Genomic DNA, 25,484 nt, shown 5'->3' on the forward strand with positions numbered 1-25,484 from the left:
AGTGCCGATGCCAGATCTTTCCCGCCTCCTCGCGCCGCGCTCGGTCGTCATCGTCGGAGCGTCTCCGACGCCGGGCGCGCTGGGCGCGTCGGTGCTCGCAAATCTCGACCGCCACGGCTTTTCGGGCGACATCCACCTCATCAACCCGAAGCGGGACACGATCGGCGACCGGCCCTGCCTGAAGTCGATCGACGACTTGCCCGAAGGCGTGGACGCCGCGATCCTCGCCATCCCCGGTCCGGCTGTGGTGGATGCGCTCAAGGCGCTGGCGGCGCGCAAGGTGGGCGCCGCGGTGATCTTCGCGGCCGGATTCGCGGAAGGCGGCGCGGATGGGCTGGCGGCGCAGGCCGAAGTCGCTCGCATCGCCCAAACGCACGACATGGTGATCGAGGGACCGAATTGCCTTGGTCTCGTCAACTATGTCGATGGCGTCCCCCTCACCTTCGTGGAGACGCCGGCGGTGCGGCTGGACGACCGGCCTGGCGTCGCCATCGTCTCGCAATCCGGCGCGATGGCGGTGGTGCTCGGCACGATCCTGATGAGCAAGGATCTGGGCATCTCCGTATCGGTATCGACGGGCAATGAAGCGGCCAGCGGGGTCGAGGATTATGTCGAGCACTTGATTGCCGACCCGAACAGCCGCGTGATCGGCATGATCGTCGAACAGTTCCGCGATCCGGCCCGCTTCCTTTTGCTCGCCGAGCGGGCACGGAGCGCGGGCAAGCCGATCGTGCTGCTCCATCCCGGCAAATCGAGCGCCGCGCGCGAAAGCGCCGCGACGCACACCGGCGCGATGGCGGGCGACTGGGACGTGATGCGCGCGAAGGTGGAGCGCGCGGGCGTGGTGCTGGTCGACAGCCTGGAGGAACTGGGCGACGTGCTGGAAATCGCTCTTCGCGCACGGCCGGTCGGCCGGGGCGGCACGGCGGTGCTCGCCGAATCCGGCGCGTTCAAGGCACTGACGCTCGATCTGTGCGAAGCGATCGGGCTCCCTTTGCCCGCGCTCGGCGACGCCACAGTGGCGGCAATGCGCGCCGCGCTGCCCGACTTCATTCCCGTTTCCAATCCCATGGACTTGACCGCGCAGGCGCTGGTCGATCCCGATCTGTATCGTCGCACCTTGGCGCCGTTGCTGGCGGACGATGCGATCGCCGCCGTTGTCCTGGCGATCATCCAGACCGATCAGGCGACCGCCGCGCGCAAGCTCCCGCCGATCATCGACGCGATCCGCTCGCTCGCGCCGGACAAACCGGTGATCTACGCGGGCCTCGACGAGGGCGCGGAGTTCGACCCCGCTTTCGTCGCCGACCTTCGCGCGCTCGGCGTGCCCTGCTTCCCGTCCGCCGACCGGGCCTTTCGCGCGCTTGGCCAGCTCGCGCGCCTCGCGGAGCGCGATTTCGAGCGGAACGCCGCCCCGCCCCTCGTGCTCGTCGACCTGCCCGCTGGCGTGGTCCCCGAATACCGGGCCAAGGTATTGCTCGCGCCCGCGGGCATCGCCTTTCCGAAAGGCGGCTTCGCCGTCGATCTTTCCCAGGCGCAGGGCATGGCGGAACGCATCGGCTTTCCCGTCGCGCTAAAGGCGCAATCGGCGGCCCTTTCGCACAAGAGCGATGCCGGGGGCGTCATCCTGAACGTCGCGGATGCCGACGCGCTCGGCCGGGCCTGGAACGCACTGCACGACAATATCGCCACGCACTCGCCCGGTCTCGTTCTCGACGGCGTTCTCATCGAGGCGATGGGCGCGCGCGGAACCGAGATGATCGTCGGTGCGCGGTGCGATCCCGATTGGGGGCCGGTGATCCTGGTCGGCTTTGGCGGGGTGCAGGCGGAATTGCTCCACGACGTGCGCCTGCTGGCGCATGGCCTGACGCCCGGTGCCGTGGCGGCCGAGCTGCGCAAGCTGCGCCTGGCCCCGTTGCTCGACGGCTTTCGCGGATCACCGCCGCTCGATGTGGATGCGCTGGCGGACCTGGTATGCCGCCTTGGCCAAGTCATGGCCGGCACGCCCGCCATTCGCGAAATCGACCTTAACCCGGTTATCGTCTATCCGCGTGGCAAAGGCGTCGTCGCCCTCGACGCGTTGATTGTCACTGCCGCCTAGGTCTCACTGGTCAGTATCGGCGCCCTGGACCCGCGCGATCAAATCGAGCAGCGTCGCCCGCTCTTCCTCGGTGAGCCGATCGAGCATGCGCTCCTCGTGCCTGCGGATCCGGTCGAAGCAATCGGAGAGCAGAGCCGTACCCGCCGCCGTGATCGACAGCGCGAAGGCGCGCCGGTCGCGCGGCGTAACGACGCGTTCGATCAGCCCCTGATCCACCAGTTCGTTGGTCAGCGAGACCATGTTGGCCGGCTTGATGCCCAGCGCGACGCCCACCGCCCCCTGCTTTACGCCGGGGTTGGCCTCGACCACGGCCAGCACTCCGACGAGCACTTGCCGCATGCCTGTTTCGCCCACGGCGTCGCGGAAATCGATCGCGAAGGCGCTCGACGCGCGGCGGAGATAATAGCCGACAAGCGTCGACAGTCTGCCAATGCGGATGGACTTCTGGGGCATGGATCGTCCAAAGCCATAGCTACGCCAAACCGTCAACCTGATCGGCCGGTGTGGTCCCGCGACCGGGCCGAAGGACGACACGTCCCCGCCCTAGCCGAGCTCTTCCGGCCAATAGAGTCGCATCGGATTGTCGACCAGCAACTTGCGCTGAAGGAGCGGCGTGACCGCGATGCGCGGCACCACATCGACCAGCGTGCCGTCGTCGGGGATACGATGCTCCATGTTCGGGTGCGGCCAATCGGTGCCCCACAGCACCCGGTCCTGGTAGCGCTCGACCACCGGGCGGATCACCGATACGAAATCGTCGAACGGCGGCCCCTGCGGCGAGAGGCGTTCGGCGCCAGAAACCTTCGTCCAGATCGTGGGGTGACTATCGAGCAACTGCTTGAACGCCGTGATGTCCGCGCCGTCCGGGCCCTGGGCGATGTCGGGACGGCCGAGATGATCGACCACCACGATCGTGGGAATCGCTTCCAGAAACGGGACCAGTTCCTCCAGCAAGTCGGCTTCGAAATAGACGACGACGTGCCAGCCGAGCGGCGCGATCTTCTTCGCGATCTCCAAGAACTTGTCCTTGGGCGCGTTGTCCACCAGCCGCTTGAGGAAGTTGAAGCGCACGCCCCGGATGCCGCCGGCGTGCAGCTGCTCCAGTTCTTCCTGCTCTATGTCCGGATCGACTACCGCCACGCCGCGCGCGCGGCCGCCAGCCTTGGCGATTCCCGCCAGGGTGGCCGCGTTGTCGGTGCCGTGGCAGCTCGCTTGAACAATCACGTTGCGCGAAAAGCCCAGACGGTCGCGCAGCGCGAACAGCATCTCGGGCGTAGCATCCTCGGGATGATATTTCGCCTTGGGGCTGAACGGGAATTCCGCCTCCGGACCGAACACATGGACGTGCGCGTCGACCGCGCCCGGCGGCGGTACGAATGCTGGAGCTGATGGCGTGTCGATCCAGGTCTTGGTGCGGCTCATGCGTAGATCACCCCGTCCATCAGCTTTCGCGCGGTGCGCAACAGGGCGGCGCTGCTTACCTGGCCGTGCGCGTCGATCTCGAGCACGCAACTCATCTCGCCGGTCGGATGCTCCACCGATAACGTCTTGCGGGATCCGTCGGGCACCGCGGCCACCTCAGCCGCGGGGGAACCCTCGATCAGGCAGGCGGTCGCAACGCTGACCGCGCCGAGCACGCCGATCGTGGCGTGCGCACGATGCGGGATGAAACTGCGCACGCTAACCGCGCCGCCAAGCGCGGGCCGCGCGACCAGCATCATCTTCGGCACCGACTTTTCGGTGACGTCGCCCAGGTTCATCATCGGTCCGGCCTTCAGCCGGATCGCTTCGATCCGCGCCTTGAGCGCCGTATCCCCGTCCAGCGTATCGCGATCCTCGTAACCGGTCGCGCCGACGTCGCTGGCCCGGAACACCACGCAGGGCATGCCGTTGTCGATCAACGTACAGGCGACGCCATCGATCATGTCCGCCGCATTGCCGGTCGGCAGGAGCGTGCCGCACGACGACCCCGCCGTATCGCGGAATTCGAGCGGGATCGGCGCCGCGCCGCCCGGTACCCCATCGATCCGCGCATCCCCCGCATAGCTCACCGCGCCGCCAGGCGTCTGGATCGTCGCGATCGCAATCTGGCCGGTATTGGCCATGAATATCGCGACGCGCGTCTCGTCGCCGGTCGCCGGAACCAGGCCGCGCTCGATCGCGAACGGTCCCACGCCGGCGAGCATGTTGCCGCAATTCTGCGCGTCGGTGACGATCGCCTGATCGACGAACACTTGGAGGAACAGATAGTCGACATCGACCCCGTCCCGCGCCGATCCGGAGACGATCGCGACCTTCGACGTCAGCGGGTCGGCCCCGCCCATGCCGTCGATCTGGCGCGGATCGGGCGACCCCATCGCCCGTAACAGAAACGCATCGCGCGCTGCGGTATCGACGGGCAAGTCCTCGACCAGGAAGAATCCGCCCTTCGACGTCCCGCCGCGCATCCACGTGCAGCGGACGCCATCACTCATATTTCAGGCCCATCGCCTCGAGCTTGCCGCGCATGTCGTAGATATCGAGGCCAAGCTCCCCAGCCGCCAGCCGCGCTCGCTTCGACTCCTCGGCCGCTTCCCGCGCCTGCGCCTTTTCCAGCACCGCGGCGGCATCGGCGCGCCTCACGACGCACACGCCGTCATCGTCGGCGACGATCACGTCGCCCGGCTCCACGGCCGTTCCCGCGCACACGATAGGCACGTTGACCGACCCCAGCGTCGCCTTGACCGTTCCTTGCGCGAATATGGCTTTGGACCAGACCGGAAAGCCCATCTGGGTCAGGTCGCGCACGTCGCGCACGCCAGCGTCGATCACCAGCCCCCGGCATCCCCGCGCCATTGCCGAGGTGGCCAGCAAGTCGCCGAAATAACCGTCCTCGCACGGGCTCGTCGGGGCCAGCACCAGGATGTCGCCCGACTGCAACTGTTCGATCGCGATATGGATCATCCAATTGTCGCCGGGCGGCGCGGAGATGGTGACCGCAGACCCGGCAATCCGCGCACCCGGATAGATCGGACGCAGCCGGCTGGCGAGCAGGCCGATCCGTCCCTGCGCCTCGTGCACCGTCGCGACCCCGGCGGCGGCTAGCCCGTCGATCACCGAACCTTCTGCGCGAACGATATTGCGGACGACACGTGCCATGAGACGCTCCTTGCGAACTCCCCGACTAGGCCCGGCGCCCGGATGCTCCCAATTGGAATTGCGCGGGGGTCATAAGTTATTGCTATAGGATCACCATGGTTCGGCCGTTCGACCTCAATCTCCGCCACTTGCGCTCGCTGTCCGCCATCGCTGCGCGGGGCAGCATGAACGCGGCGGCAGAAGCCGTGAACCTGTCGCAGCCGGCGCTCACACAAGGGCTGGCCAAGCTGGAGCGGCAATTGGGCGTCGCGCTGTTCAATCGCCGATCCGACGGTGTCGCCCCGACCGAAGCCGGCGCGTTGATGGCCGAGCGGGCCGACGCAGCCTTTTCGTACCTCGCTGCCGCGATGCCGCGCCGGGGCGCGCGCACCTTCGCCCGGTCCGAGCACTTGATGACGGCGAGCCAGGCTCATGCCTTCCTCGCGCTTGCCGACGCCGGCAGCTTCGTCGCGGCGGCAGAGGCTACCGGCGTCTCGCAGCCCGCGCTGCACCGCGCCGCGCGCGATCTGGAAATGATTTGCGGTGTCGCACTCGCCGAACGGCGCGGGCGCGGCGTCATACTCACGGCGGCGGGACGGCGGCTGGCGCGAGGCATCCGGCTGGCGGCGAGCGAGATCGCGGCGGGCATCGCCGACCTGAGCGGAGAGGCGGAAAGCGGGCTGGTATCCATCGGATCGATGCCGCTGAGCCGCGCGCTGATCGTCCCCTATGCGATTGCCGGTTTCGTCGGCGGCGCGCCGCGCGCGGTGGTCGACGTCACCGAGGGGTCGTGGCGCGAACTCGTCGATCCGCTGCGCGACGGGATCATCGACATCATGGTGGGGGCGCTCCGCGACGAGACTCCGCACGGGCTGGACCAACGCGCCCTGTTCACCGATCGGCTGGTGGTGATCGGCCGCGCCGGCCACCCGCTGGCGACCATCACGGACCCCACGCTGGAGGACCTGGGGCGGTTCGGCTGGATCGTCGGCCACGCCGGAACCCCGCTGCGCGCACATTGGGACGCGCTGTTCGAGGGGCGGGACAAGCCCGAGGCGCTGATCGAATGCGGGTCGGTCATGGTGATCCGCGGCGTGCTGGGCGACAGCGACCTGCTCACCCTCCTGTCGCCGGACCAGGTGGCGCTGGAAATCGAGAGCGGGCTGCTCACCGCGATCGGCCCACCGTTGACACAGGCAGTGCGGACGATCGGCATCACGACCCGCACCGGCTGGCGCCCCACGGCGGCGCAACGGCGCTTCATCGCCTTGGTCGAGAAGGCGGTGGTGGAAACAAGAATTCCAAAATCCCAATAGCTGGTCCGGGAATTGGATTGGCAGTGGTGAGATGGGCTGGCCTAGACGCCGGTCGTGGAATCCACATTCGCCTTTATCGGGTTCGGGGAAGCCGGCGCCGCCTTTGCGAGTGGCGCCCAGGCGCGCGCCTATGACCGGAAGACCGATTTCGCGGAAACCCGCGACGCCAAGCTGGCGGATTTCCGCGCGGCGGGCGTAACGGCCTGCCTGTCCGATACAGAGGCGCTGGACGGGGCGACGGCCGTCCTGTCGCTCGTCACCGCCGACCAGGCACTGGCCGCCGCCGAGGCCGCCGCACCGAGCCTCAGCCCCGGGACGTTGTGGTTCGACATGAATAGCGTCGCCCCGGACACCAAGCGCGCCGCCGCCGTCGCGATCGAGGCAGCGGGCGGTCGCTATGTCGATGTCGCGATCATGTCCCCCGTGCATCCCGCCCGGCTCGCGAGTCCGCTGCTGGTCGCCGGTCCCCATGCGGTCGCTGGCGCCCAGGCGCTGGCCGCTTTCGGCTTCGCCAGTGTCGCGACGGTGCCCGGCGATGTCGGCGCGGCATCGTCGATCAAGATGATCCGATCGGTGCTGGTGAAGGGGCTCGAAGCGCTTACCGCCGAATGCTTCCTCGCGGCGGAGGCAGCCGGCGTTACCGATGCCGTCGGCGCATCGCTCGACGCGAGCTGGCCGGGCGTCAGCTGGGCGGCGAAGGCCGACTACAATCTCGAACGGATGATGGCGCATGGCGGCCGTCGCGCCGCCGAAATGGAAGAGGTGGCCAAGACGCTCGACGCGCTCGGTACCGGCGCGGCGATGACGCGCGGCACGATCGAACGCCAACGCGCGATCGGCGCGCTCGGTCTGACCGCGCCTCCCGGCCTTCGCGCCAAGATCGCCGCTATAAGAGGTGCAGCATGACGCTCGTTATCGACTGTCACGGCCACTACACCGTGCTGCCCAAGGCCCATGACGCGTGGCGCGAGGAGCAGATGGCGGCGTTCAAGGCCGGCACCCCCGCCCCGCTTTATCCGGACATTTCCGACGACGACATCCGGGAGACGATCGAAGCGAACCAGCTTCGCCTCATCAAGGAGCGCGGCGCGGACCTGACCATCTTTTCCCCCCGCGCGTCGGCCATGGCGCCGCATGTCGGCGACGAGGCGGTGGCGAAGGAATGGGCGCGGCGTTGCAACGACCTGATCGCGCGCGTCGTGGGACTGTTTCCCGATACCTTCGCCGGCGTCTGCATGTTGCCGCAGAGTCCCAAGGCCGGGATGGAAGCGAGCATCGTCGAACTTGAACGGTGCGTCACCGAACTCGGGTTCATCGGCTGCAATTTGAACCCCGATCCGGGCGGCGGCCATTTCACTCATCCGCCGCTGACCGACCGCTATTGGTATCCGTTCTACGAAACAATGGTCGCGCTCGACGTGCCGGCGATGATCCACGTCTCGGGAAGCTGCAACCCGGCGATGCACGCGACCGGCGGTTATTACATCGCCGCCGATACGATCGCCTTCATGCAGTTGCTGGAGGGCGATCTGTTCGCCGATTTTCCGACCCTGCGATTCATCATCCCGCACGGCGGTGGCGCGGTGCCTTATCATTGGGGGCGGTATCGGGGCCTGGCGGACATGCTCAAGAAGCCCGCGCTCGACACGCATCTGATGAACAACATCTTCTTCGATACCTGCGTCTATCACCAGCCGGGGATCGACCTGCTTGCCGACGTGATCGACAACAAGAACATCCTGTTCGGCAGCGAGATGGTTGGCGCGGTACGCGGCATCGATCCGACCACCGGCCATTATTTCGACGACACCAAACGCTATGTCGACGCGCTCGAGATCAGCGACGCCGAACGCCATGCCATCTTCGAGGGCAACGCGCGCCGCGTCTTCCCACGCCTCGATGCGAAACTGAAGGAGCGCGGCCTATGAGCCAACCACGCGACATCCACGCCTATCTCGCGGAGTTCGAGGATATTCCCGGCACGCGCGTGTTCACCGCGGCGCGGGCGCGCCAGGGTTATCATCTCAACCAGTTCGCGATGAGCCTGATGAAGCCCGAGAACCGCGAGCGATGGAAGGCGGACGAGGCTGCCTATCTCGACCAATGGCCGCTCTCGCCCGAGCAGAAGGCGGCGGTGCTGGCCCGCGACTATAACCGGCTGCTCGACCTCGGCGGGAATATCTACTTCCTGGCCAAGGTGTTTTCGACCGACGGACTCAGCTTCGTCCAGGCGGTCAGCACCATGACCGGCGTGTCGGTCGAGGAGTATCAAGCGATGATGATCGGCGGCGGGCGCTCGCCCGACGGCGTCCGCTCGAAGAGGGAACAACGCTGATGGCGCGGATCACGGCCGGGGTTGGCTGCAGCCATGTTCCGTTGCTTGGCGTGGCGCACGACCAGGGCAAGGATCGCGATGCGTATTTCGGGCCGATCTTCGCCGGGTTCGACTGGACGCGCGCGTGGGAGAAGGCCGAGCAGCCCGATGTCGTGATCCTGGTCTATAACGACCATGCCTCGGCGTTCGACATGAAGATCATCCCGACCTTCGCGATCGGCTGCGGCGAGCGGTACAAGCCCGCCGACGAAGGCTGGGGTCCGCGCCAGGTGCCCGACGTGATCGGCCACCCCGACCTTGCCTGGCATATCGCACAGAGCCTGATCCTCGACGAATTCGACATGACGATCATCAACGAGATGGACGTCGACCATGGCCTGACCGTGCCGCTCAGCATGATGTTCGGCCAAGTCGAGCAATGGCCGTGCACGGTCGTGCCGCTCGCGGTCAACGTCGTCACCTACCCGCCGCCCTCGGGCAATCGCTGCTGGGCGCTGGGCGAAGCGATCGCGCGCGCCGTGGCGAGCTTCCCGGAGGACCTCAACGTCCAGGTCTGGGGCACGGGCGGCATGAGCCACCAGCTGCAGGGACCGCGCGCCGGGCTGATCAACCAGGACTGGGACAATCGCTTCCTCGACGGGCTGATCGGCGACAGCGATGCGCTGCGCCACATCCCGCACATCGAATATCTGCGCGAGACCGGCAGCGAAGGCATCGAAATGGTCATGTGGCTCATCATGCGCGGCGCGCTCGGGCCCGCCACACGGCTGCTCCACCGCCACTACCACGTCCCCTGCAGCAATACCGCCATCGGTCATATCGTGCTGCAGCCGACCTGAACGATGAAGGCCGCTCCGCTTGCCGGGAGGGGCCAGGAAGGAAAGAAGACATGAAAATCGCCCTCGCCGGCGCCGGCGCCTTTGGGGAAAAGCATCTAGACGCGCTGAAGCTGATCGACGGCGTCGAGGTCGTCTCGGTCGTCGGCCGGCGGCTGGAGGCGACTCAGGCGGTCGCCGCCAAATACGGGATCGGGCACGCCTGCACCGATCTGGCCGAGGCGCTGGAACTGCCCGGTCTCGACGCGGTGATCCTGGCGACCCCCACCCAGATGCATGCCGACCAGTCGATCCAGTGCCTGGCGGCGGGCAAGCATGTGCAGGTCGAAATTCCGCTGTGCGACAACCTCGCCGATGGCGAAGCCGTTCTGAAGAAGCAGCAGGAAACCGGGCTGGTCGCGATGGTCGGCCATACGCGCCGGTTCAACCCCTCCCACCAGTTCATCCACAATCAGATCGCGGCGGGCGAACTCGCGGTCCAGCAGATGGACGTCCAGACCTATTTCTTCCGCCGCAAGAACATGAACGCCAAAGGTGAGCCGCGGTCGTGGACCGACCATTTGCTATGGCATCACGCCGCGCACACCGTCGATCTGTTCGCCTATCAGGCCGGCCCGATCGTCGCCGTCAATGCGCTGGAAGGCCCGATCCATCCCGAGCTCGGCATCGCGATGGACATGTCGATCCAGCTCAAGAGCGAAAGCGGCGCGATCTGTACGCTGTCGCTCAGCTTCAACAATGACGGGCCGCTCGGCACGTTTTTCCGCTACATCTGCGACAACGGCACCTGGATCGCGCGCTATGACGATCTCGTGACCGGCCGGGAAGAACCGGTCGATCTGGCCGGCGTCGCCGTTTCCACCAACGGCATCGAATTGCAGGACCGCGAATTCGTCGCCGCAATCCGCGAGGGGCGCGAGCCCAACGCCAGCGTGGCGCAAGTGTTGCCCTGCTACCGCGTGCTCGACCAGCTGGAGAGGCAGTTGAAGCGATGACCCGTGCGCGGGGCCAATCGCGATTTCGTATCCCGGCTTCGCGGCACGCTCAGGTAACGTCGTGAAGACTCAGGTCGCGATCATCGGCGGCGGTCCCGCCGGTCTGCTGCTCGGCCATCTGCTGCGCGCCGACGGGATCGATTGCGTCCTGATCGAGCGCCAGAGCCGCGAGCACGTGGTCGGCAGAATTCGCGCGGGCGTGCTCGAAACCTGCACCACCGACCTGATGACGCGGCTCGGGCTCGACCGGCGGATGAACGCGGACGGGATGATAGAGGGCGGGTTCAACCTGGCGTTCGGCGAGCGCATGACTCGGATCGACATCGCGGCGCTCACGGGCCGCCACGTCACCGTTTACGGCCAGACCGAGCTGACGCGCGACTTGATGGACGCCGCCGCCGATCGCGGGCTGACCACCATCTACCGGGCCAGCGACGTCGCGCTGCACGGCGTGACCGGCGACCGCCCCTTCGTGACGTTTTCGGTGAACGACGAACCGCTCCGCCTCGACGCCGACTTCATCGTCGGCTGCGACGGCTTTCACGGCCCCTCGCGTTCGGCCATTCCCGGCGATGGTCATGCGTTCGAACGAGTCTATCCGTTCGGCTGGCTCGGCATCATGGCCGACGTGCCCCCCTGCCACCCGGAGCTGATCTACTCCAACGGCCCGCGCGGCTTCGCGCTCGCATCGATGCGCTCGCCGACGCGCAGCCGCTATTACATCCAGGTGCCGCTGAGCGAGAGGATCGAGGATTGGCCGGAAGAGCGGCTGTGGGACGAACTCGCGTTGCGGTTCGATCCCATTTCCCAGCACGGCATCACGCGCGGCCCGGCGCTCGAAATGTCGATCGCGCCGTTGCGCTCCTTCGTCTTCGAAAAGATGCGTCATGGCCGGCTTTTCCTCGCGGGCGACGCCGCGCACATCGTCCCGCCGACGGGCGCGAAGGGGCTGAACCTCGCCGCGTCGGACGTCATCTATCTCGCCGAGGGGCTGATCGACCGGTATCGGCGGGACGATGAGGCCATGCTGGCCGCCTATGAGGCACGGGCGCTCGCGCGGATCTGGAAGGCCGAGCGGTTCAGTTGGTCGCTCACCCGGCTGATGCACCGCTTCCCGGAGGAAGGCGCGTTCGAACATCGGATGCAGGCCGCCGAGCTCGACTATGTCGCGTCCTCGATCGCGATGCAGACGGCGATCGCCGAGAATTACGTGGGCTTGCCGTTGTAGCGTCGCGGCGCGCTATCGGCTCAATCGGCCGGTCGAGCGCTCCAAAGCGTCCGCCGCCGCATGCTCTACGCCGCTACCGGTCCAGGCGACGAACTGGTCAGGCCGGACCAGGATCAGGGTCGCGCCATAAGCGTCGCGCAAGCCTGGATTCCCGTCCTCGACCACGTCGAGCGGGACGCCCAACGCCGCAGCCGCTTCCTTGAAAGAACTCACGACACCCGCGTCCGCACCGAACGCCAGCAAAGTGAAGCCCGTCCCCAGCGCATCGTGGACATTCATCCCCGAGGACAAGATCTGCGGCGCGAGATGACGCCCCGCCTCCGCCGCATAGCTGTGCGATCCCAGCGCGGTGCATCCCGACGCCGGATCGCCAAACACAATGGGCGATCCGCGATAATTGGGTTCGAAACGGATAACTTCACCCGATGCCCCGGCGCGCCGTTCCCCCCATGCATCGGCGAACGCTTCGGCGTCGCGTTCGGGATCATAGCTTTCCAGAAACGCGCGGTCGGTTTCGATCGACTTCGCGATGAAATCGGATGCGGTCGACGCGAACACGCCGTGCCGCTCGGCATGGTAACTCGCCAGCAAGGCGTCCCCGCCCCAGCCCTGCACCGTCGCCGCCAGCTTCCAGCCAAGGTTCCGGGCATCCTCGAACCCCGTGTTGATCCCGTACCCCCCATAGGGCGGGTGGCTGTGCGCGGCATCGCCCGCCACGAAGATTCGTCCTTTCCCGTACGCGTCGGCGATCGCGAAACGCAGATCCCAGAAGCCGACATGATCGATTGCGACGTCGAACGCCGCGCCCACCGCCTCGTGCAGCAACGAGACGAAATCGAACCCCGGCTCCCGCGCCTCGGGCGGCACCGGCGCGTGGAAGAACCAGTCGTCGTCCAGGCTTACGCGACCGAAGAATAGCCAATATCCCTTCTGCGACGGGTGAAGCACGTTGTAATAGGATTTACCGGGAAACCGCTCGAGCAGACGGCTCAATTCCTTGGAACGGAATACCAACAGCACCATCAGCCGGTCATGGTCGGACAGCGACTGGCTGATCCCCGCCTGCTCGCGCGCGATCGAGCGGCTGCCATCACAGCCGACCAGATACCGGCCCGTCAGCCGTTCGCGCTCGCCGGTGCGCGAGACGATCGAGAGTTCGGCGTGGTCGTCATTCTGCAAGGCCCCATCAACGGTCCAGCCATAGCGCACGTCGACGCAATCCAGTTCGGCGGCTCGCGCTCGCAAGACCGTTTCGGTCGCGTATTGCGGCAATCGTTCGTTGTCGGCGGCGTAATAGGACCGGACGACATCGCGTTGCAGCCAATCGTAATGATGCCCGCTCAACAGCGTGCCGTAGGCCGTCAGCCCGCCGATCCCATATTCGACCGGGATGGTGCGGGCGGCGCGCAGCGCATCCTCGCAATGCCAGCTGCGAAAATGCTCCATCGTCCGCTGGGTCAGGTTCTGGCCCTTCGGGATCGGCTGCGGCGTCGAATGCCGCTCGACGACGATCGTCCGTACGCCGCGCTGGCCGAGTTCGATCGCCAGCCCCATACCGACCGGCCCGCCGCCCGAGATCAGCACGTCGGCATCGACCCGCGACGTGGCGCCGGCAGCTTCGTTCGCCATCATGTACCTTTCAGTTGCAGCGCAACGGACGAGCGATCAGGAGTCGCGCGTATTCCACTCATCGACCAGGATGTCGCCGCCGCGCGTCAGGACTTGTCCGTCGACGGTGACTTCGGGCTTGTCGATCACGCCTTCGAGCCGGACGTTAGCGTGGCATGTGCCCCCCAGCGCGATCGTGTCGCCGACGCCGATATGAACGGCGCCGTATTTCTTCTTGTCGGTGCGCATCAGGCCCGTCGGGGTCACGCGCGGGTTAAGGCCGATCGCGATCTCTGCCGGGCAGTTGTAATTGTTGGGGTTGGGCCGCCGTTCGAGCAAGTCGCGCCAGATCGCTGCGCCGCGCCCGCCCTCGACATTCGTCACGCCCCCCCTTTCCACTGTCAGGATCAACGGCTCCTCCAGCCGGCCGGTGCTGTGCGCGGTAAGGTCGAACACGATCCTCCCCTCGCCGGTCCCCTCTTCCGGGCAGACATGCGTTTCGCCGTCGGGAAAGGCGCAGCCCGTGCCGCCCTTGCCCATCGGATGCGGAATACCCGCGATCGACCGGCCTATCCGCCCGCGGATCCCGGCGGTCAGATCAGTGCCGTTGGGGCATCGCACGCGCACGGTTTCTCCCGCGGTAAAGACATCCGCGAGCTTCTTGCCCAGCCGGTACAGGGCCGGGTAATCGGCGGTCCCCGGACCGCCCGGCGCGAGCATGTCCGGCGTTAGCTCCTCCATCAACACCACGCGCTTCATATGATCGCGCATGCGATGCGAGAAATCGGAGTGCGCCATCGCAGTGCTGGTGAGATAGAGGCACAGATCGGTTTCGGGGTCGATTCCCGCCGCGATCAGCGGCTGCGGCGGGTTCCTGGTGTGTCCCTCGCGCTTGTTCATGATCGTGACGAGCGGTTCCGCGCCCAGTTCGGTCGCCGCCGCCTGCGCCGCTTGCCACAGGCTCGGGTCCATGCCGGTATCCGTCAGGATCATCACCCGTTCGCCGGGCTGGACGTTGTTGAGTTCCAGCGGGGTCCGCAAGACCTTGGTCAGATAGGCAAGATCAGTCATTGGCGCCCCCCGTTCGGCATTGCGGATTCGGCTGCGCGGCGGCGGCGGTCGGCCCGGCCGAGCGGGATAGTGCACAACAGAGCAATCGTGGCGGGTACCACCATCATGCCGAGCGTGTGCGATACATCGAGCTTGAGGTCGATCAGCACGGCCGCGGTCAGCGTGCCGATCACGTTGCCCAACCGGCTCATCATGTTGCCCCAACCGACGCCGGTTGCCCGCACTGCCTTGGGATAGAGCGTCGCGTACAACCCACGTTCCGCAGTGTGCGACCCGCTCGACAGCAAGCCGGCGATCAGCAGCATGCCCGTCCAGACCGGCACCGATGGCGGGACGACCAGGAACAGCGCCATCGTCACGATCAACGCCAGGAAAGCGAACCGCAGCGCGACTGCCGCCCGGCCGATATCGACCAGAAAGGCGAGGACGATGCCGCTCATGACGCCCCCTATGGACACGATCGCGGGCGCACGGGTGGATTCGCCGAGCGTCCAGCCGATTCCCGTCAGCATGGTCGGCAGCCAGTTGAGCATCACGAACAGGATGGACGCGTTGCAGAAGCCGAGCAGCCATAACGGCAAGGTGACGCCTATCAGGCCGGGTTCGAACAGCCGCAGGATCGGCCCCTTGCCCGCCAGTCCTTCCGACGGCTCTGCTTCCTCCCGGACTTCCACCGACGCGCCGCCGCGAAGGGCTGCGCCGATGACCAGCCCGAGCGCGATGCCCGCAACGCCACCGATCACGAACAGGCCGCGCCATCCCAGCGCCGCCGTGATGCCTGCGGCGCCGAACCCGCAAAGCGCGCTGCCGAGCGGGAGGTTCGTGGCGGCCAGAACAACCAGCAGGGCCCGCCGGTTACGCGGGAACTGATCGGCCATCAACGCCACGACGTTGGCGGTGGCGACACCGAACGCCAGGCCGGAAATGAAGCGCCACGCCACGACTTGCGTGATCGAGGCCGCCGTGGCGGTCAACGTCACGCAGATACCGAGCAGAACGGTCGAGATCGTCACCGTCCATTTGCGGCTGAACCGGTCGCCGATCGGCGCAAGGAAGCCGTTGCCGATGATCGCGCCGATATTGAGTGCGACGATCGCCGTCCCCAGCCGCGTCGCATTGACCCCCAGTTCCTTGCCAAGCGTGGGCGCCGCGATCGGCATCGCGGCCATATCGTATCCCTCGATCAGGAAAGTCAGCGCGCACAACAACAACGCGAACCACTGGTATCCGGTCAGGCCAAGCGGCCCGAGCGAATGCCTGACGGACAATCCCTCAATCACGGGCCCGCGCCATCAGAATCGTGTGGTCAGCGTCACACCGACTTCTCGCGGATCGCCATACACTCCCTGCCCCAGCCCACGTTGGTTGTTGCCGACGACCAGATAGGCCTTGTCGGTCAGGTTGGTCGAATACACCGCCAGACTTATCCGCTCGTTGGCGGACGTGAAGGTCATGCGCGCGTTGAGCAGGCCATAAGCGGGCTGCAGGATGGTCGCGGCATCCGTGCTCGCTTCCTGCTGGTGCGATTTGTAGCCATAGTCGGCGCGCAGCGAGAGCTTTTCGCCGCCCGCGAACCGCACGTCATATTGCGCGCCGAGCGAATACGACCATTTGGGCGAGCGCGCGAGTTCCGACTTCAGCGTGATGCCCTGCGCCGTCCCGATATCGGTGTAACGCGCGTTGAGATAGCCACCCGCGAAGTTGATGCGGAACGCCGGCGTTATGACCGCGGCCCCTTCCACTTCCACACCATCCATCTTCGCCGCGCCGACATTCTGCGTGAAGGTCGTCGTCGTCCCGGGGAACGACGCGGTCAGTTGGAGATTATTGTAGAGCGCGTGGAAATAGGTGGCGTTCAGGCGCAACTTGCGGTCGAGCAGGTCGGACCGGAACCCGAACTCGTAATTGGTCATCGTCTCGGCATCGTAAGGCGAAAAACCGTTGTTCGGCAGCGTCACGTCGTATCGGTCGTTGAACCCGCCGCTGCGGAAACCCTTCGACCAGGACGCGTAAGTCATCAACGTCGGCGTCCATTGCGCTTGCAGGACGACGCGCGGCGAGAAATTGGTGAAGTTGCCCTTGTTCTGGCCGACCACGAGAGGCTGCGTCGGCCTGCCATTGTCGGTCGATGCGAACGTCCGCTTGTATTCGCTGGTATAACGGCCGCCGACGGTCAGGCTGAATACGTCGGAGAAGTTATATGTTCCTTCCCCGAACAGCGCCTTGCTGGTGCCGTGGATTCGCACTTCTTCGTTGCGGGGCAACGTGCCGGGCACGTCGGTCCCTTCCACCCTGATGCGCGAGTTGCTCGGCTTGATGTCGAACAGATAGGCGCCGACGATCCACTTCAGGTTCGGCAGGTTGCCGATAAGCTGAAGCTCCTCCGAATACTGACGGTGGTGACGCGATTCATATTGCTCGTAATAAGCGTACGGTGTTCCATCGCGATCGATGCTGTTCGATAGCGCATTCTTGCGCCAGGATGAGATCGACTTGATGTCGAGCCATGACGCCACCGACCAGTCCATCGTGACCGCGACACCGCCGACCTTCTGCCGCCGGAAGACGTCGCGGCTGGCATAGTTGGTGTAGGGATCGCCGGTCAGATATTTGGTCAGATCGATGCCGATCGCCTTGTATCTCTTGACGTTGCTGTCGTTGGGATCGACCGACAGGATCACGTTGCCGTCCCCGCGCGTGTCGTAGGTCGTATAGTCGCCCGTAATGCGGATCGAGAAGGAGTCGACCGGCTTCCCCACCACGTCCGCGCTAAGGAAGCGCGTGTTGAGGTTGTTGACGTCCTTATTGTTGTAAAGGCTGCGCACCGTCCCGTCGCGTGTCAGGACCGCGCCAGTGAATCGCGTGCGCAGATTGTCGGTTACCGGAATGTCGACGACCCCCGTCACCGCGATGCGGTTGTAGGAACCGTAGGTCATGCGAAGCTGCCCGCCGAATTTCTCCTTGGGCTCCTGCGTGATATATTGGATCGCGCCGCCCAGCGCATTCTTGCCGAACAGCGTTCCCTGCGGCCCGCGCAATACTTCGATGCGCTTCGGCTCGACCACCTGCAGCAGGGCACCGTCGGCGAACCCCTGATAGATGCCGTCGATATAGAGCGCGACCGGGGACTCGTCCTCGATCGCCGAACGGACGGTGCCGACCCCACGGATCGCATAATTGCCGAAGGACGGCCCGGTGCCGCCGCCCGCCGCGACCACGTTGGGGATGAAGTTGGTCAATTCCAGCATGTTGGTCGCGCTGCGCGCCTGGATGTCGTCGGTGCTCAGCGATGTAACCGACACAGGCACGCGCTGGAGGTTTTCCTCGCGCCGACGCGCGGTGATGACGATGTCGCCGAGACCGACGCTGGAATCCTGCGGATCGGCGGCCGGGGCCAGCTGGCTCTGCGGCGCAGGTGCATCCGTCGCCGCCTGCGCGAGAGCCTCCACTGGCGCTATGGCCGTCATGGCGGCGCTGGCGGCCAGCAATTTCATGAAGCCGGCCCGCCCCCGGCCCCTGAGTGCCGGAACTCGCTGCATCACGTCTTCCAAGGCGTCGCCCTCCCAATGTTCGGCGGTCTTCCGCTCGCTGTGCCAGGGCCGTCGTGGCAGGCCCGTTAGTGATGGGGGTATTCGGTTCGGGTCGGGCCTTGTCAAAGCCCCCTGCCCGGCTATCCCGCCTAGTTGGAAGAGAATTTCGCTGAACGGAATATTCGGGTTTTAGCCTGCCCCGAAAGCGGTCAGCCGACCAGCAGCGGCCGCAATTCGCACACGTTCGGAATCGAGTCGACCCGCAGGACCTGCTCGATCAGCCGATCCGCCCTGTCGCCCAGGATCGGCGCCAGCAGGTCGCTCGCCTTGGCAACGATCTCCGCCTCGCTCATCGCGTTTGCGGGCGTCCCGCGCACATGCAGGGCGTGGTGGCGGAAAATCTTCCCGTCATGCGTTTCGACCTCGACCAGCGCATCACGGCCCAGCCCGATCGTGTCGGAGGGAATGATCGTCACGCGTTCGCGCATCGCAAGCACCGCCGGATCGCGCATCCTCGCCTCGTCATGCGACGAATGGAAGGTCAGCGCGCCATCGACCGCCAGCAGAGCGAGCAGGTGCGCGGCATTAACGTTGGGCATGTTCCCGGTCACGACGCGCGCGCCGGTCGCACCGATGGTCGCGGCTATGCGCGCGATTGCGGTGGCGGTCAGCCCCTGATCCCGCATGATGACGTCGAGCGCATCGAGCGGTGCCTGCGCGGGGGTCGCGACGCACCATTTCTTGATCGACGTCTCGGCGACGTCGAACCGATCGCCGAGCGCCTCGATCGCCAGATACGGGTGCTGGGCGGAAAATGCCGAGAAAAAGCTTGGCGTGCCGTCCAGAACGTCGGCGACCCCGGTCATTCCCGATGCGACCATCAGCGCGGCCTGCACGCCGTTGCGCGCCGGCATGCCGGCGAAGTCGAACGCTTTCTCGATATGATCAGGGTCGCGCCGCCATGTCGTGATCCCTGCGCATTGCTGCGCCGCATACGACAACGCGAACCGGAACCGCCGCTCGTCGAGGTCGAGCAGGACACCCGCTGCCCCGGCCGCTCCGAACACGCCGCCGAACGCATGCGTATCGAAGCCCCGACCGAAAAAATCGTAGGAACCCAGCGCGAGCGCCATCCGGCAGCATAGGTCGTACCCAAGCGCGATCGCGCGCAGCAACATGACGCCGTCGGCTCCGGTCTTTTCCGCGACGGCCAGCGCCGCCGGAACAACCACGCTGCCGGGATGCGTCAACGATGCGGCGTGGGTGTCGTCGGTCTCGTCGGCATGAGCTGTCATCCCGTTGATGAGCGCCGCGTCGGCCGCGCCCAGCATCAGCGCGGTACCGGGTACGCAGGCGGCTGCCCCGGCCAGGGTGTCGGCATAGGCGATTGCGGCGACCCCCGCCGGCAACCGCGTGCCGGAAATCATCGCGCTGAGCGTATCGAGCAAATGCAGCCGCGCGCGCTCGGCGGCTTTTTCGGGCAACGGGCGGGTGCGGGCGCCGGCGGCATAGGCAGCGAGCGCGGCGGTTATCGGCGCGGCATCGCTCACGCGCGGAACAGGCCACCGTTGACGTGGATCGTCTGACCAGTGACATAGCGGAAATCAGGGCCAGCCAAAGCGCGCACGACGCGCGCAATGTCTTCGGGTGCGCCGAGACGACGCATCGGGATGTTCTCGATCGGCTGGTGACGAGCCGCGCGTTCGGGGGGGTCGTCGGACGCCGCAACGCTGCCCGGCACGACGCAATTCACCGTCACACCCATCGGCCCGAAATAGGTCGCGAGCGATCGTGTCATCCCGATCAACCCCATCTTCGCCGCCGATACATGAGGTGTCTGCGGCGCGCCCAGGATCGCGAACAAACCGCCGATGTTAATGATCGCGCCGGACGCGTTGCGCGCGAGATAGGGTTCTGCGGCCTGCGCGCAGAGAAAGGCGCCGTCCAGCACAATATCGGTAACACCGTGCCACTCCTGAAGCGTCAGGTCGGACAGGCCCGAATGCGGGCGTTTCGCCGCGTTGTTGACGAGAATATCCAGCCCGCCCAGCGTATCGCTGCCGCGCGCCACCATCTCGCAAACCTGATCGCGATCACGCACGTCTGCCTTGATCGCAACCGCGCGCCGCCCGAGTGCCTCGATCTCGCGCAAGGCGTTGGCCGCTTGGCTCTCATCGTTCGAATAATTGATGATGATGTCGGCGCCAGCCCCCGCCAGTTCGCGCGCGATGGCAAGGCCGATCCGGCGCGATCCGCCCGTGACCAGTGCCACTCGCCCTTCCAGATCACGCACCATTTCCTGAACTCCAGTCATCGTGGCGGCGGCGGCCAAACGGGGTCGCGAGCCCATCTCCGGCGGCCAGCGGTCCGGCGCGTCTACCCGGGTGGCCGTGCGAGGATCAATTGGTTCTTCCTGCCCTTACCCGTCAATTCCGACCACCGGAATTGTCCGGCCCGCCCCTTTCCGTTTCGCCGGCAACGAGTATTTCTTCGCCAATATTTCCATCTTTTTGCGGGATTTCATGTCAGCGTTCATCGACCGTCTTTGCAACGCCGTCCTGACCTCCGCCAGTCGCGATGAGGACGTTCGGCGAGAGATTGGCCGCACCGTCGCCGACACCGTCGCGGTCGCGGCCGCGGGCTTCGCGGAGCCGGTCACGCAGTCGACGATCAGCGCCTATGCCGGTGCCGGTCCGCGAGCCTGGAACGGAACCGCGATCGAAAGCCGCGACGCCGCGGTGATGGTAAACGCGGTCGCCGCGCACGCGCTGGATTTCGACGACGTCTATCTGGACAGCGGCAGTCATTCGAGCGCGGTCATCGTTCCAGCGGCCCTGACGCTCGATGACGGACCCAGCCCCGACATGGTGATCGACGCCTGCGCGGCTGGGCTGGTCGCAGCACGCGGCGTCGGGATGATGCTGGGGCGCAAGCACTACCAGCGCGGATGGCATGCGACGAGCACCGTGGGCGTCTTCTCCGCGACGGCCGCCGCCGCCACGATCGCCGGGCTCGATTCGATCCGCCTCCGGTACGCGTTCGGGCTGGCCGCCGCGATGGCCGGGGGGCTGCAGTTAAACTTCTCGACGATGGCCAAGCCAGCGCATGCCGGGTTCGCGGCCAGCGCCGGCATCCGCGCGGTGCGGCTTGCGGCCACCGGTGTGACGGCGGCGGACGACATTTTCGCGCCCGGCGGGTTCGGCGACCTGTATGATGCGGAAAACCAAGGGGAGGACGACGATGTCTTTGCGCTCCGTCCCGACCGCGTCGCGGTCAAGCTCTTCCCCTCCTGCTACGCCACGTCCCGGCTGATCGGGGTCGCGCTCGACGCGCGGAGGGAAACCGGGCCGATCTTCGCGAATGCGGACGTGACCGCGCGGCTCACCACACCTGCGGGCAGCTTGCGCGTGCTGAAATACGACCGCCCGACCGACGGCGCACAGGCCAAGTTCTCACCGACCTTTCCCGTGGCGGCGGCCTTGCTCGACGGATCGCCGGTGATCGCGCATTTCACCGCGGAAGGCGTGACGCGTTCCGACATTGCGGACATGATCGACCGCCTCGACATCGTCGAGGACCCAGATCGCTTCTACGACGGCAATCTTGAGACGGGTTCCGTCACGCTCGAAATCTTCGATCGGGACGAGAGGATCGTGATGCGGGAGCGCTCGGCGATTCCCGGCACCGACGCGGATCCCGTCACGCGCGATAAGGTTCGCGACAAGGCTGCCGGCTGTTTCGCGGCGTATCGCACGTCGTTCGGGGAGGACTTCCCCCTGTTGGCGCGCGTTCGCGCCATCCCGGAAGTCGCCCACTGGATCGATTGATTGCATTAGAGGATTTTATGACCGATTTCGCCCACCTGACGCAGGTGCTGCGTACACCGCTCGAACTGAACAACGTCAAAGCCGGTCAGAAGGTAATGATCCTGACCGACACCGGCATGGATCCCATCCTGTGGCAGGCGTTGCAGGCCGCGACGGATCAGCTCGGCGCCGAGCCGATCGTCGCAATCATGAACAAGCGCGAGACCCATTCGACCGACCCGCTGCATCCCCTGATGGCCGCCGCGCTCGATGACGACACGGATCTGTGCCTCTATCTCACTAGCACCGCGATGGCGCACGCCAAGTTCAACGACGCGATGCAGGATGCGGGCAAGAGCATCGTGCTGATGGAGGAACTGACTCCGGCGATGCTTGCGCCCGGCGGGCCGGCCACCGCAGACTATCGAGCGCTGGACCGTCTCGGCAAACGGATCGCCGAGGCCTTCACCGCGGGAGACACCGTGCGCGTGACGTGCCCCAACGGCACGGACCTGACCGCGAACATCACGGGCCGGATGGGCCGGTCGATCGCAGGCTTCCCGTTCCCGATGGGCACGGGATCAGGCTGCGCCTTCCCCGACGGCGAAGCACACGTCTGTCCCGTCGAGGGCACCGGCGAAGGACGCATCGTTTTCGATCTCACCGCGCACAATACCGGACTGCTCGAAGAGCCGATCGTGATGACGGTGGAAAAGGGCTTCGTGACCCGTATCGAGGGCGGCCGCGGCGCGGCGATCTGGCGCGATACGCTCGACCGGTTCGCGGACCCCAACAACTACAACTGCCCGGCAGAGATCGCGATCGGGCTAAATCCGCGCGTGACTCCGACGGGCCTGATGCGCACCGACAAGAAGAAATACGGCGCCGTCCATATCGGTATCGGCGATACGATCGCGCTCGGAGGCACCTGTCATGCCCGGCTCCGCCTCGAAGGGGTCATCGACAAGCCCGAAGTCACCGTCGACGGCGAGGTGCTGACTCGCGGCGGCGACATCCTGGTCGACGAATGGAACACGCGCGACTCCTGATCGCGCGTGTTCGATCAGTAGGCACGCATCCGCGCACTGTCATTGGCGTGGCTGAGCGCCGCCGCCCGCTCGCGCAGGATGGCGCCAAGTTCGGGTTCGCGCGACGGGTCGAAGCGGAATTCGGGGATCGTGAGGCACAGGCTGCCCACCGGCTTACCCGCACTATCGCACACCGGTGACGCCAAGCCCACCGCGCCCGCCATTCGCTGCGCGTTGGTCCGGGCATAACCACGCGCCGCGATGAGCCGCAGTTCCTCCCGAAACTCGGGATAGGGCGGCAACTCCGCCCCCGTCACCGGGGAGGGGCCGGTCTTGAGATAGATCGCCCGGATTTCGTTCTCGCACAGCGTCGCCAGGATCGCACGCCCCGACGCCCCCCACGCGATCGACAATTGTGAGAAAAGCTCGGGCCGATACGTCAGCGGATTTGGCGCCGCCACCGTGTGCACCAGCGTGAGCTTGTGTTCGGACGGCAGGTAGAGCGTCAGCATGCTGAACTCGCCAGATTCCGCCGACAGGCCCCGCATGATCGGGTCCGCGAGTTCGGTGAATCCCAGCTTGCGCGATACCAGGCATCCGAGCCGATACAATTCGCCCCCTACCCGATAGCTTTGAAAGCGCTTGCCGCGTTCGACGAAGCCCTGGTCCATCAGAAGATGAAGCAAGCGGTGAGCGGTGCTCGGCGGCAACGCCAAGTCGCGCGCCAACGTCGTGACCGCGACTTCGCCATCCTGTTCGGCGAGATAGCGGATTAACTCCGACGTTCGCGCTACCGTGCCGGTCGGACGCTCACGGGCACTTTCTTGCAGCATTTCCCCGTCCCATTCTTTCTTACTTTGGTCGGAGTTTTCGCCCCTCGGTCACGTTAGTCAATAATATCGGAAACTTGTTCCGTTGAGCGGAACGATTTCAGTGAACGGACAAGCAATAGGGGGAGGGCATCGGCCCTCCCCTGGCCGTCACGCGTCGGCCTTGGCCGTCCGCCAGCCCTGGTGATAGGTTTCGCGCGCGACGCGCGAATAGGGCACCGGACTCACCACCGCGCGGACCTCGATCTGCTTGTGTGGCTCGACCGTGGTCTTGCGGGTCCCGCCATCGGGTTCGCCCCACACGACGCGCAGCTCGGTGCCGACCGGGATTTCCGGATCGATCGTCGCGAGGCTAAGCGCGGCCTTCTCGTTATAGCTATAGCCGGTGAACATCGACAGGCCGACGGTGCGCCCGCCTGCGTCGACGACGCGGTCGTAGTTGGACGAGGCATAGTTCGCCAGCGGCAGATCGAAGAACTTGTACTGTTCGCCATCGGGATCGAACAGCGACGCGAAGATCTTCGCCATGTCCTCGCCGTTCCAGGCCAGTGTGACCTTGCGGCGCTGGCTGTCCGTATCGAGCGACTCGAGCGCCTCGCGGCCATGGAAGTCATGGTCGAACTTGACGAACGGGCCATAGCCCAGCTCGTACGGCGTCAGATAATAGTCCTCGATATTTTCGGACACGAAGCTGCCGCCAATAGCGCCAGTCGCCTCGTAGCTGTCCGCGCCCAGCCACTCGCGATAGGGCTTCAGCTTCTCGCCGGTATAGATTGCGGGCAGCGGCGAGGGAATCCAGCCGCTTTCGAGCGTGTTCGATGGGTAGGCTCGGCTGCCGCACGGCACGATGCCGAATTCCTTGCCCGCCTCTAGGATCGCCGCACGGATTTCCTCTTGCTCGTCATAGGGACCCCAGATCTCGAGGCCTGGTGCGCCCGACATGCCGTGGCGTAGCGTGCGCACCTTGCGCCCGGCGATGTTCATCTCGCTCATATTGAAGAATTTGAGCTGCTCGAGCGGGCCGCCGTGCAGCTTCTCGATGATCGCCCAGGCGTTCGGACCCTGAATCTGGAAGCGCCAGTTCACGCGCTTGACCGGCTTGCCCATTGGCCGTGACGGACTGCGATCGTCCTTCAGGATCTGAACGTTGTAGCCGCCAGTCTCGGCATGGAACATCAGCCAGTTCGCGGCGGGAGCGCGGCCGACATAGACGAACTCTTCCTCGGCCAGCCAGAACAGGATGCCGTCGCCGATGACGTGGCCGTAGGGCGTCGTCGGCACATATTGCTTGGCCTTGTTGACGGCGAAGCCCTTCATCGAATTGATGGCTGTATCGCTGATCAGCCGAAGCGCATCCGGGCCGCTGATGAACAGGTCGACCATATGGTGCGACTGGTCGAACAGCACGGCGCTGTGCTGCCACGCCCATTGTTCGGAACGCCAGTTATGAAATTCGGCCGCGACGACCGGATAGATGTACGCGCCGATCTGCGAATTGCGGAGCATCTCCACCGGATTGCCGGCGGCGCTCAACACCTGTTCCAAATTGCTTGCTGACATAATGCGATTCCTATCCTCGACCTACAATGTTCAAGCCGCCGGCTACGCGGCGCTTGCCCCTTTTTATGCGTGACAATATTGGTATGCAATACATACAATATTAAACGCTCTGGGGAAGATGAC

The 25,484-nt window shown here is 65.7% G+C and carries 22 protein-coding genes; 10 read left to right on the forward strand and 12 right to left on the reverse strand.

Translation table 11 applies throughout. From position 1 onward, the window contains the following. The first annotated feature begins 7 nt into the window (after positions 1-7). On the forward strand, positions 8-2,101 hold the full coding sequence (locus tag J0J06_RS15375) for an acetate--CoA ligase family protein (protein WP_294043587.1): 2,094 nt from the start codon (positions 8-10) through the stop codon (positions 2,099-2,101). 3 nt (positions 2,102-2,104) lie between these two features. Here the strand turns inward: J0J06_RS15375 and J0J06_RS15380 are convergent, their stop codons facing one another. The 4 genes from J0J06_RS15380 to ligK form a co-directional block, all read right to left on the reverse strand. Beyond that, entirely contained in the window at positions 2,105-2,554 is a 450-nt protein-coding gene (locus J0J06_RS15380) for a MarR family transcriptional regulator (protein ID WP_294043588.1), read from the reverse strand. Between the two features lie 90 nt (positions 2,555-2,644). After that, complete coding sequence (locus J0J06_RS15385) at positions 2,645-3,523, reverse strand: amidohydrolase family protein (RefSeq protein WP_294043589.1); 879 nt, start codon at positions 3,521-3,523, stop codon at positions 2,645-2,647. Beyond that, entirely contained in the window at positions 3,520-4,575 is a 1,056-nt protein-coding gene (locus J0J06_RS15390; protein ID WP_294043590.1) for a 4-oxalomesaconate tautomerase, read from the reverse strand. Before J0J06_RS15390 ends, J0J06_RS15385 begins: the two co-directional genes overlap by 4 nt. Beyond that, the gene (ligK, locus tag J0J06_RS15395; RefSeq protein WP_294043591.1) at positions 4,568-5,239 is read right to left on the reverse strand and encodes a 4-carboxy-4-hydroxy-2-oxoadipate aldolase/oxaloacetate decarboxylase; all 672 of its coding nucleotides are present in this window, start codon (positions 5,237-5,239) and stop codon (positions 4,568-4,570) included. The genes J0J06_RS15390 and ligK overlap by 8 nt, the downstream gene beginning before the upstream one ends. Before the next feature lie 95 nt (positions 5,240-5,334). On the opposite strand from ligK, the gene J0J06_RS15400 reads away from it, so the two are divergent. The 7 genes from J0J06_RS15400 to pobA all read left to right on the forward strand — a co-directional run bounded on the left by J0J06_RS15400 (position 5,335) and on the right by pobA (position 11,928). Next, a complete protein-coding gene (locus J0J06_RS15400; RefSeq protein WP_294043592.1) occupies positions 5,335-6,534 on the forward strand; it encodes a LysR family transcriptional regulator in 1,200 nt (399 codons plus the stop codon). A 54-nt stretch (positions 6,535-6,588) separates the two neighbouring features. After that, complete coding sequence (locus J0J06_RS15405) at positions 6,589-7,440, forward strand: NAD(P)-dependent oxidoreductase (protein WP_294043593.1); 852 nt, start codon at positions 6,589-6,591, stop codon at positions 7,438-7,440. After that, positions 7,437-8,462 (forward strand): amidohydrolase family protein, encoded by a 1,026-nt coding sequence (locus J0J06_RS15410; protein ID WP_294043594.1) that lies wholly within the window; start codon positions 7,437-7,439, stop codon positions 8,460-8,462. Before J0J06_RS15405 ends, J0J06_RS15410 begins: the two co-directional genes overlap by 4 nt. Beyond that, positions 8,459-8,869: a protocatechuate 4,5-dioxygenase subunit alpha gene (gene ligA / locus J0J06_RS15415; protein ID WP_294043595.1), complete on the forward strand. Its 411-nt coding sequence runs from the start codon at positions 8,459-8,461 to the stop codon at positions 8,867-8,869. Before J0J06_RS15410 ends, ligA begins: the two co-directional genes overlap by 4 nt. Next, positions 8,869-9,708: a class III extradiol dioxygenase subunit beta gene (locus J0J06_RS15420; RefSeq protein WP_294043596.1), complete on the forward strand. Its 840-nt coding sequence runs from the start codon at positions 8,869-8,871 to the stop codon at positions 9,706-9,708. The genes ligA and J0J06_RS15420 overlap by 1 nt, the downstream gene beginning before the upstream one ends. Before the next feature lie 50 nt (positions 9,709-9,758). Next, complete coding sequence (locus J0J06_RS15425; protein WP_294043597.1) at positions 9,759-10,700, forward strand: Gfo/Idh/MocA family oxidoreductase; 942 nt, start codon at positions 9,759-9,761, stop codon at positions 10,698-10,700. A gap of 61 nt (positions 10,701-10,761) precedes the next feature. Next, entirely contained in the window at positions 10,762-11,928 is a 1,167-nt protein-coding gene (gene pobA, locus J0J06_RS15430) for a 4-hydroxybenzoate 3-monooxygenase (RefSeq protein ID WP_294043598.1), read from the forward strand. 12 nt (positions 11,929-11,940) lie between these two features. Here pobA and J0J06_RS15435 read toward each other — a convergent pair whose 3' ends face one another. The 6 genes from J0J06_RS15435 to J0J06_RS15460 all read right to left on the reverse strand — a co-directional run bounded on the left by J0J06_RS15435 (position 11,941) and on the right by J0J06_RS15460 (position 20,451). Then, on the reverse strand, positions 11,941-13,560 hold the full coding sequence (locus tag J0J06_RS15435; protein ID WP_294043599.1) for an FAD-dependent monooxygenase: 1,620 nt from the start codon (positions 13,558-13,560) through the stop codon (positions 11,941-11,943). 33 nt (positions 13,561-13,593) lie between these two features. Then, positions 13,594-14,607, reverse strand: coding sequence for a hypothetical protein (locus J0J06_RS15440; protein ID WP_294043600.1), 1,014 nt, complete (start codon positions 14,605-14,607; stop codon positions 13,594-13,596). After that, on the reverse strand, positions 14,604-15,887 hold the full coding sequence (locus J0J06_RS15445) for an MFS transporter (RefSeq protein WP_294043601.1): 1,284 nt from the start codon (positions 15,885-15,887) through the stop codon (positions 14,604-14,606). The genes J0J06_RS15440 and J0J06_RS15445 overlap by 4 nt, the downstream gene beginning before the upstream one ends. A gap of 12 nt (positions 15,888-15,899) precedes the next feature. Beyond that, positions 15,900-18,146, reverse strand: coding sequence for a TonB-dependent receptor (locus J0J06_RS15450; protein ID WP_294043602.1), 2,247 nt, complete (start codon positions 18,144-18,146; stop codon positions 15,900-15,902). 200 nt (positions 18,147-18,346) lie between these two features. Then, positions 18,347-19,687, reverse strand: coding sequence for an MmgE/PrpD family protein (locus J0J06_RS15455; RefSeq protein ID WP_294043603.1), 1,341 nt, complete (start codon positions 19,685-19,687; stop codon positions 18,347-18,349). Continuing rightward, a complete protein-coding gene (locus tag J0J06_RS15460) occupies positions 19,684-20,451 on the reverse strand; it encodes an SDR family oxidoreductase (protein ID WP_294043604.1) in 768 nt (255 codons plus the stop codon). Before J0J06_RS15460 ends, J0J06_RS15455 begins: the two co-directional genes overlap by 4 nt. A 208-nt stretch (positions 20,452-20,659) precedes the next feature. Here J0J06_RS15460 and J0J06_RS15465 point away from each other — a divergent pair, with 208 nt between their 5' ends. Together J0J06_RS15465 and J0J06_RS15470 are read left to right on the forward strand one after the other, a co-directional pair. Beyond that, positions 20,660-21,964, forward strand: a complete 1,305-nt coding sequence (locus tag J0J06_RS15465; RefSeq protein WP_294043605.1) for an MmgE/PrpD family protein — start codon at positions 20,660-20,662, stop codon at positions 21,962-21,964. Positions 21,965-21,981: 17 nt separating this feature from the next. Further along, positions 21,982-22,992: an aminopeptidase gene (locus J0J06_RS15470; RefSeq protein WP_294043606.1), complete on the forward strand. Its 1,011-nt coding sequence runs from the start codon at positions 21,982-21,984 to the stop codon at positions 22,990-22,992. A gap of 14 nt (positions 22,993-23,006) precedes the next feature. Here the strand turns inward: J0J06_RS15470 and J0J06_RS15475 are convergent, their stop codons facing one another. Both J0J06_RS15475 and J0J06_RS15480 read right to left on the reverse strand, forming a co-directional pair. Beyond that, positions 23,007-23,804 carry an IclR family transcriptional regulator gene (locus tag J0J06_RS15475; RefSeq protein WP_294043607.1) on the reverse strand — a complete coding sequence of 266 codons (798 nt, stop codon included), beginning with the start codon at positions 23,802-23,804 and terminating at the stop codon, positions 23,007-23,009. A gap of 147 nt (positions 23,805-23,951) precedes the next feature. After that, positions 23,952-25,361 carry an aminomethyl transferase family protein gene (locus J0J06_RS15480; protein ID WP_294043608.1) on the reverse strand — a complete coding sequence of 470 codons (1,410 nt, stop codon included), beginning with the start codon at positions 25,359-25,361 and terminating at the stop codon, positions 23,952-23,954. Positions 25,362-25,484: the final 123 nt, after the last annotated feature.

The organism is Sphingomonas sp. (assembly GCF_017304615.1).
Taxonomy (GTDB): Bacteria; Pseudomonadota; Alphaproteobacteria; order Sphingomonadales; family Sphingomonadaceae; genus Sphingomonas.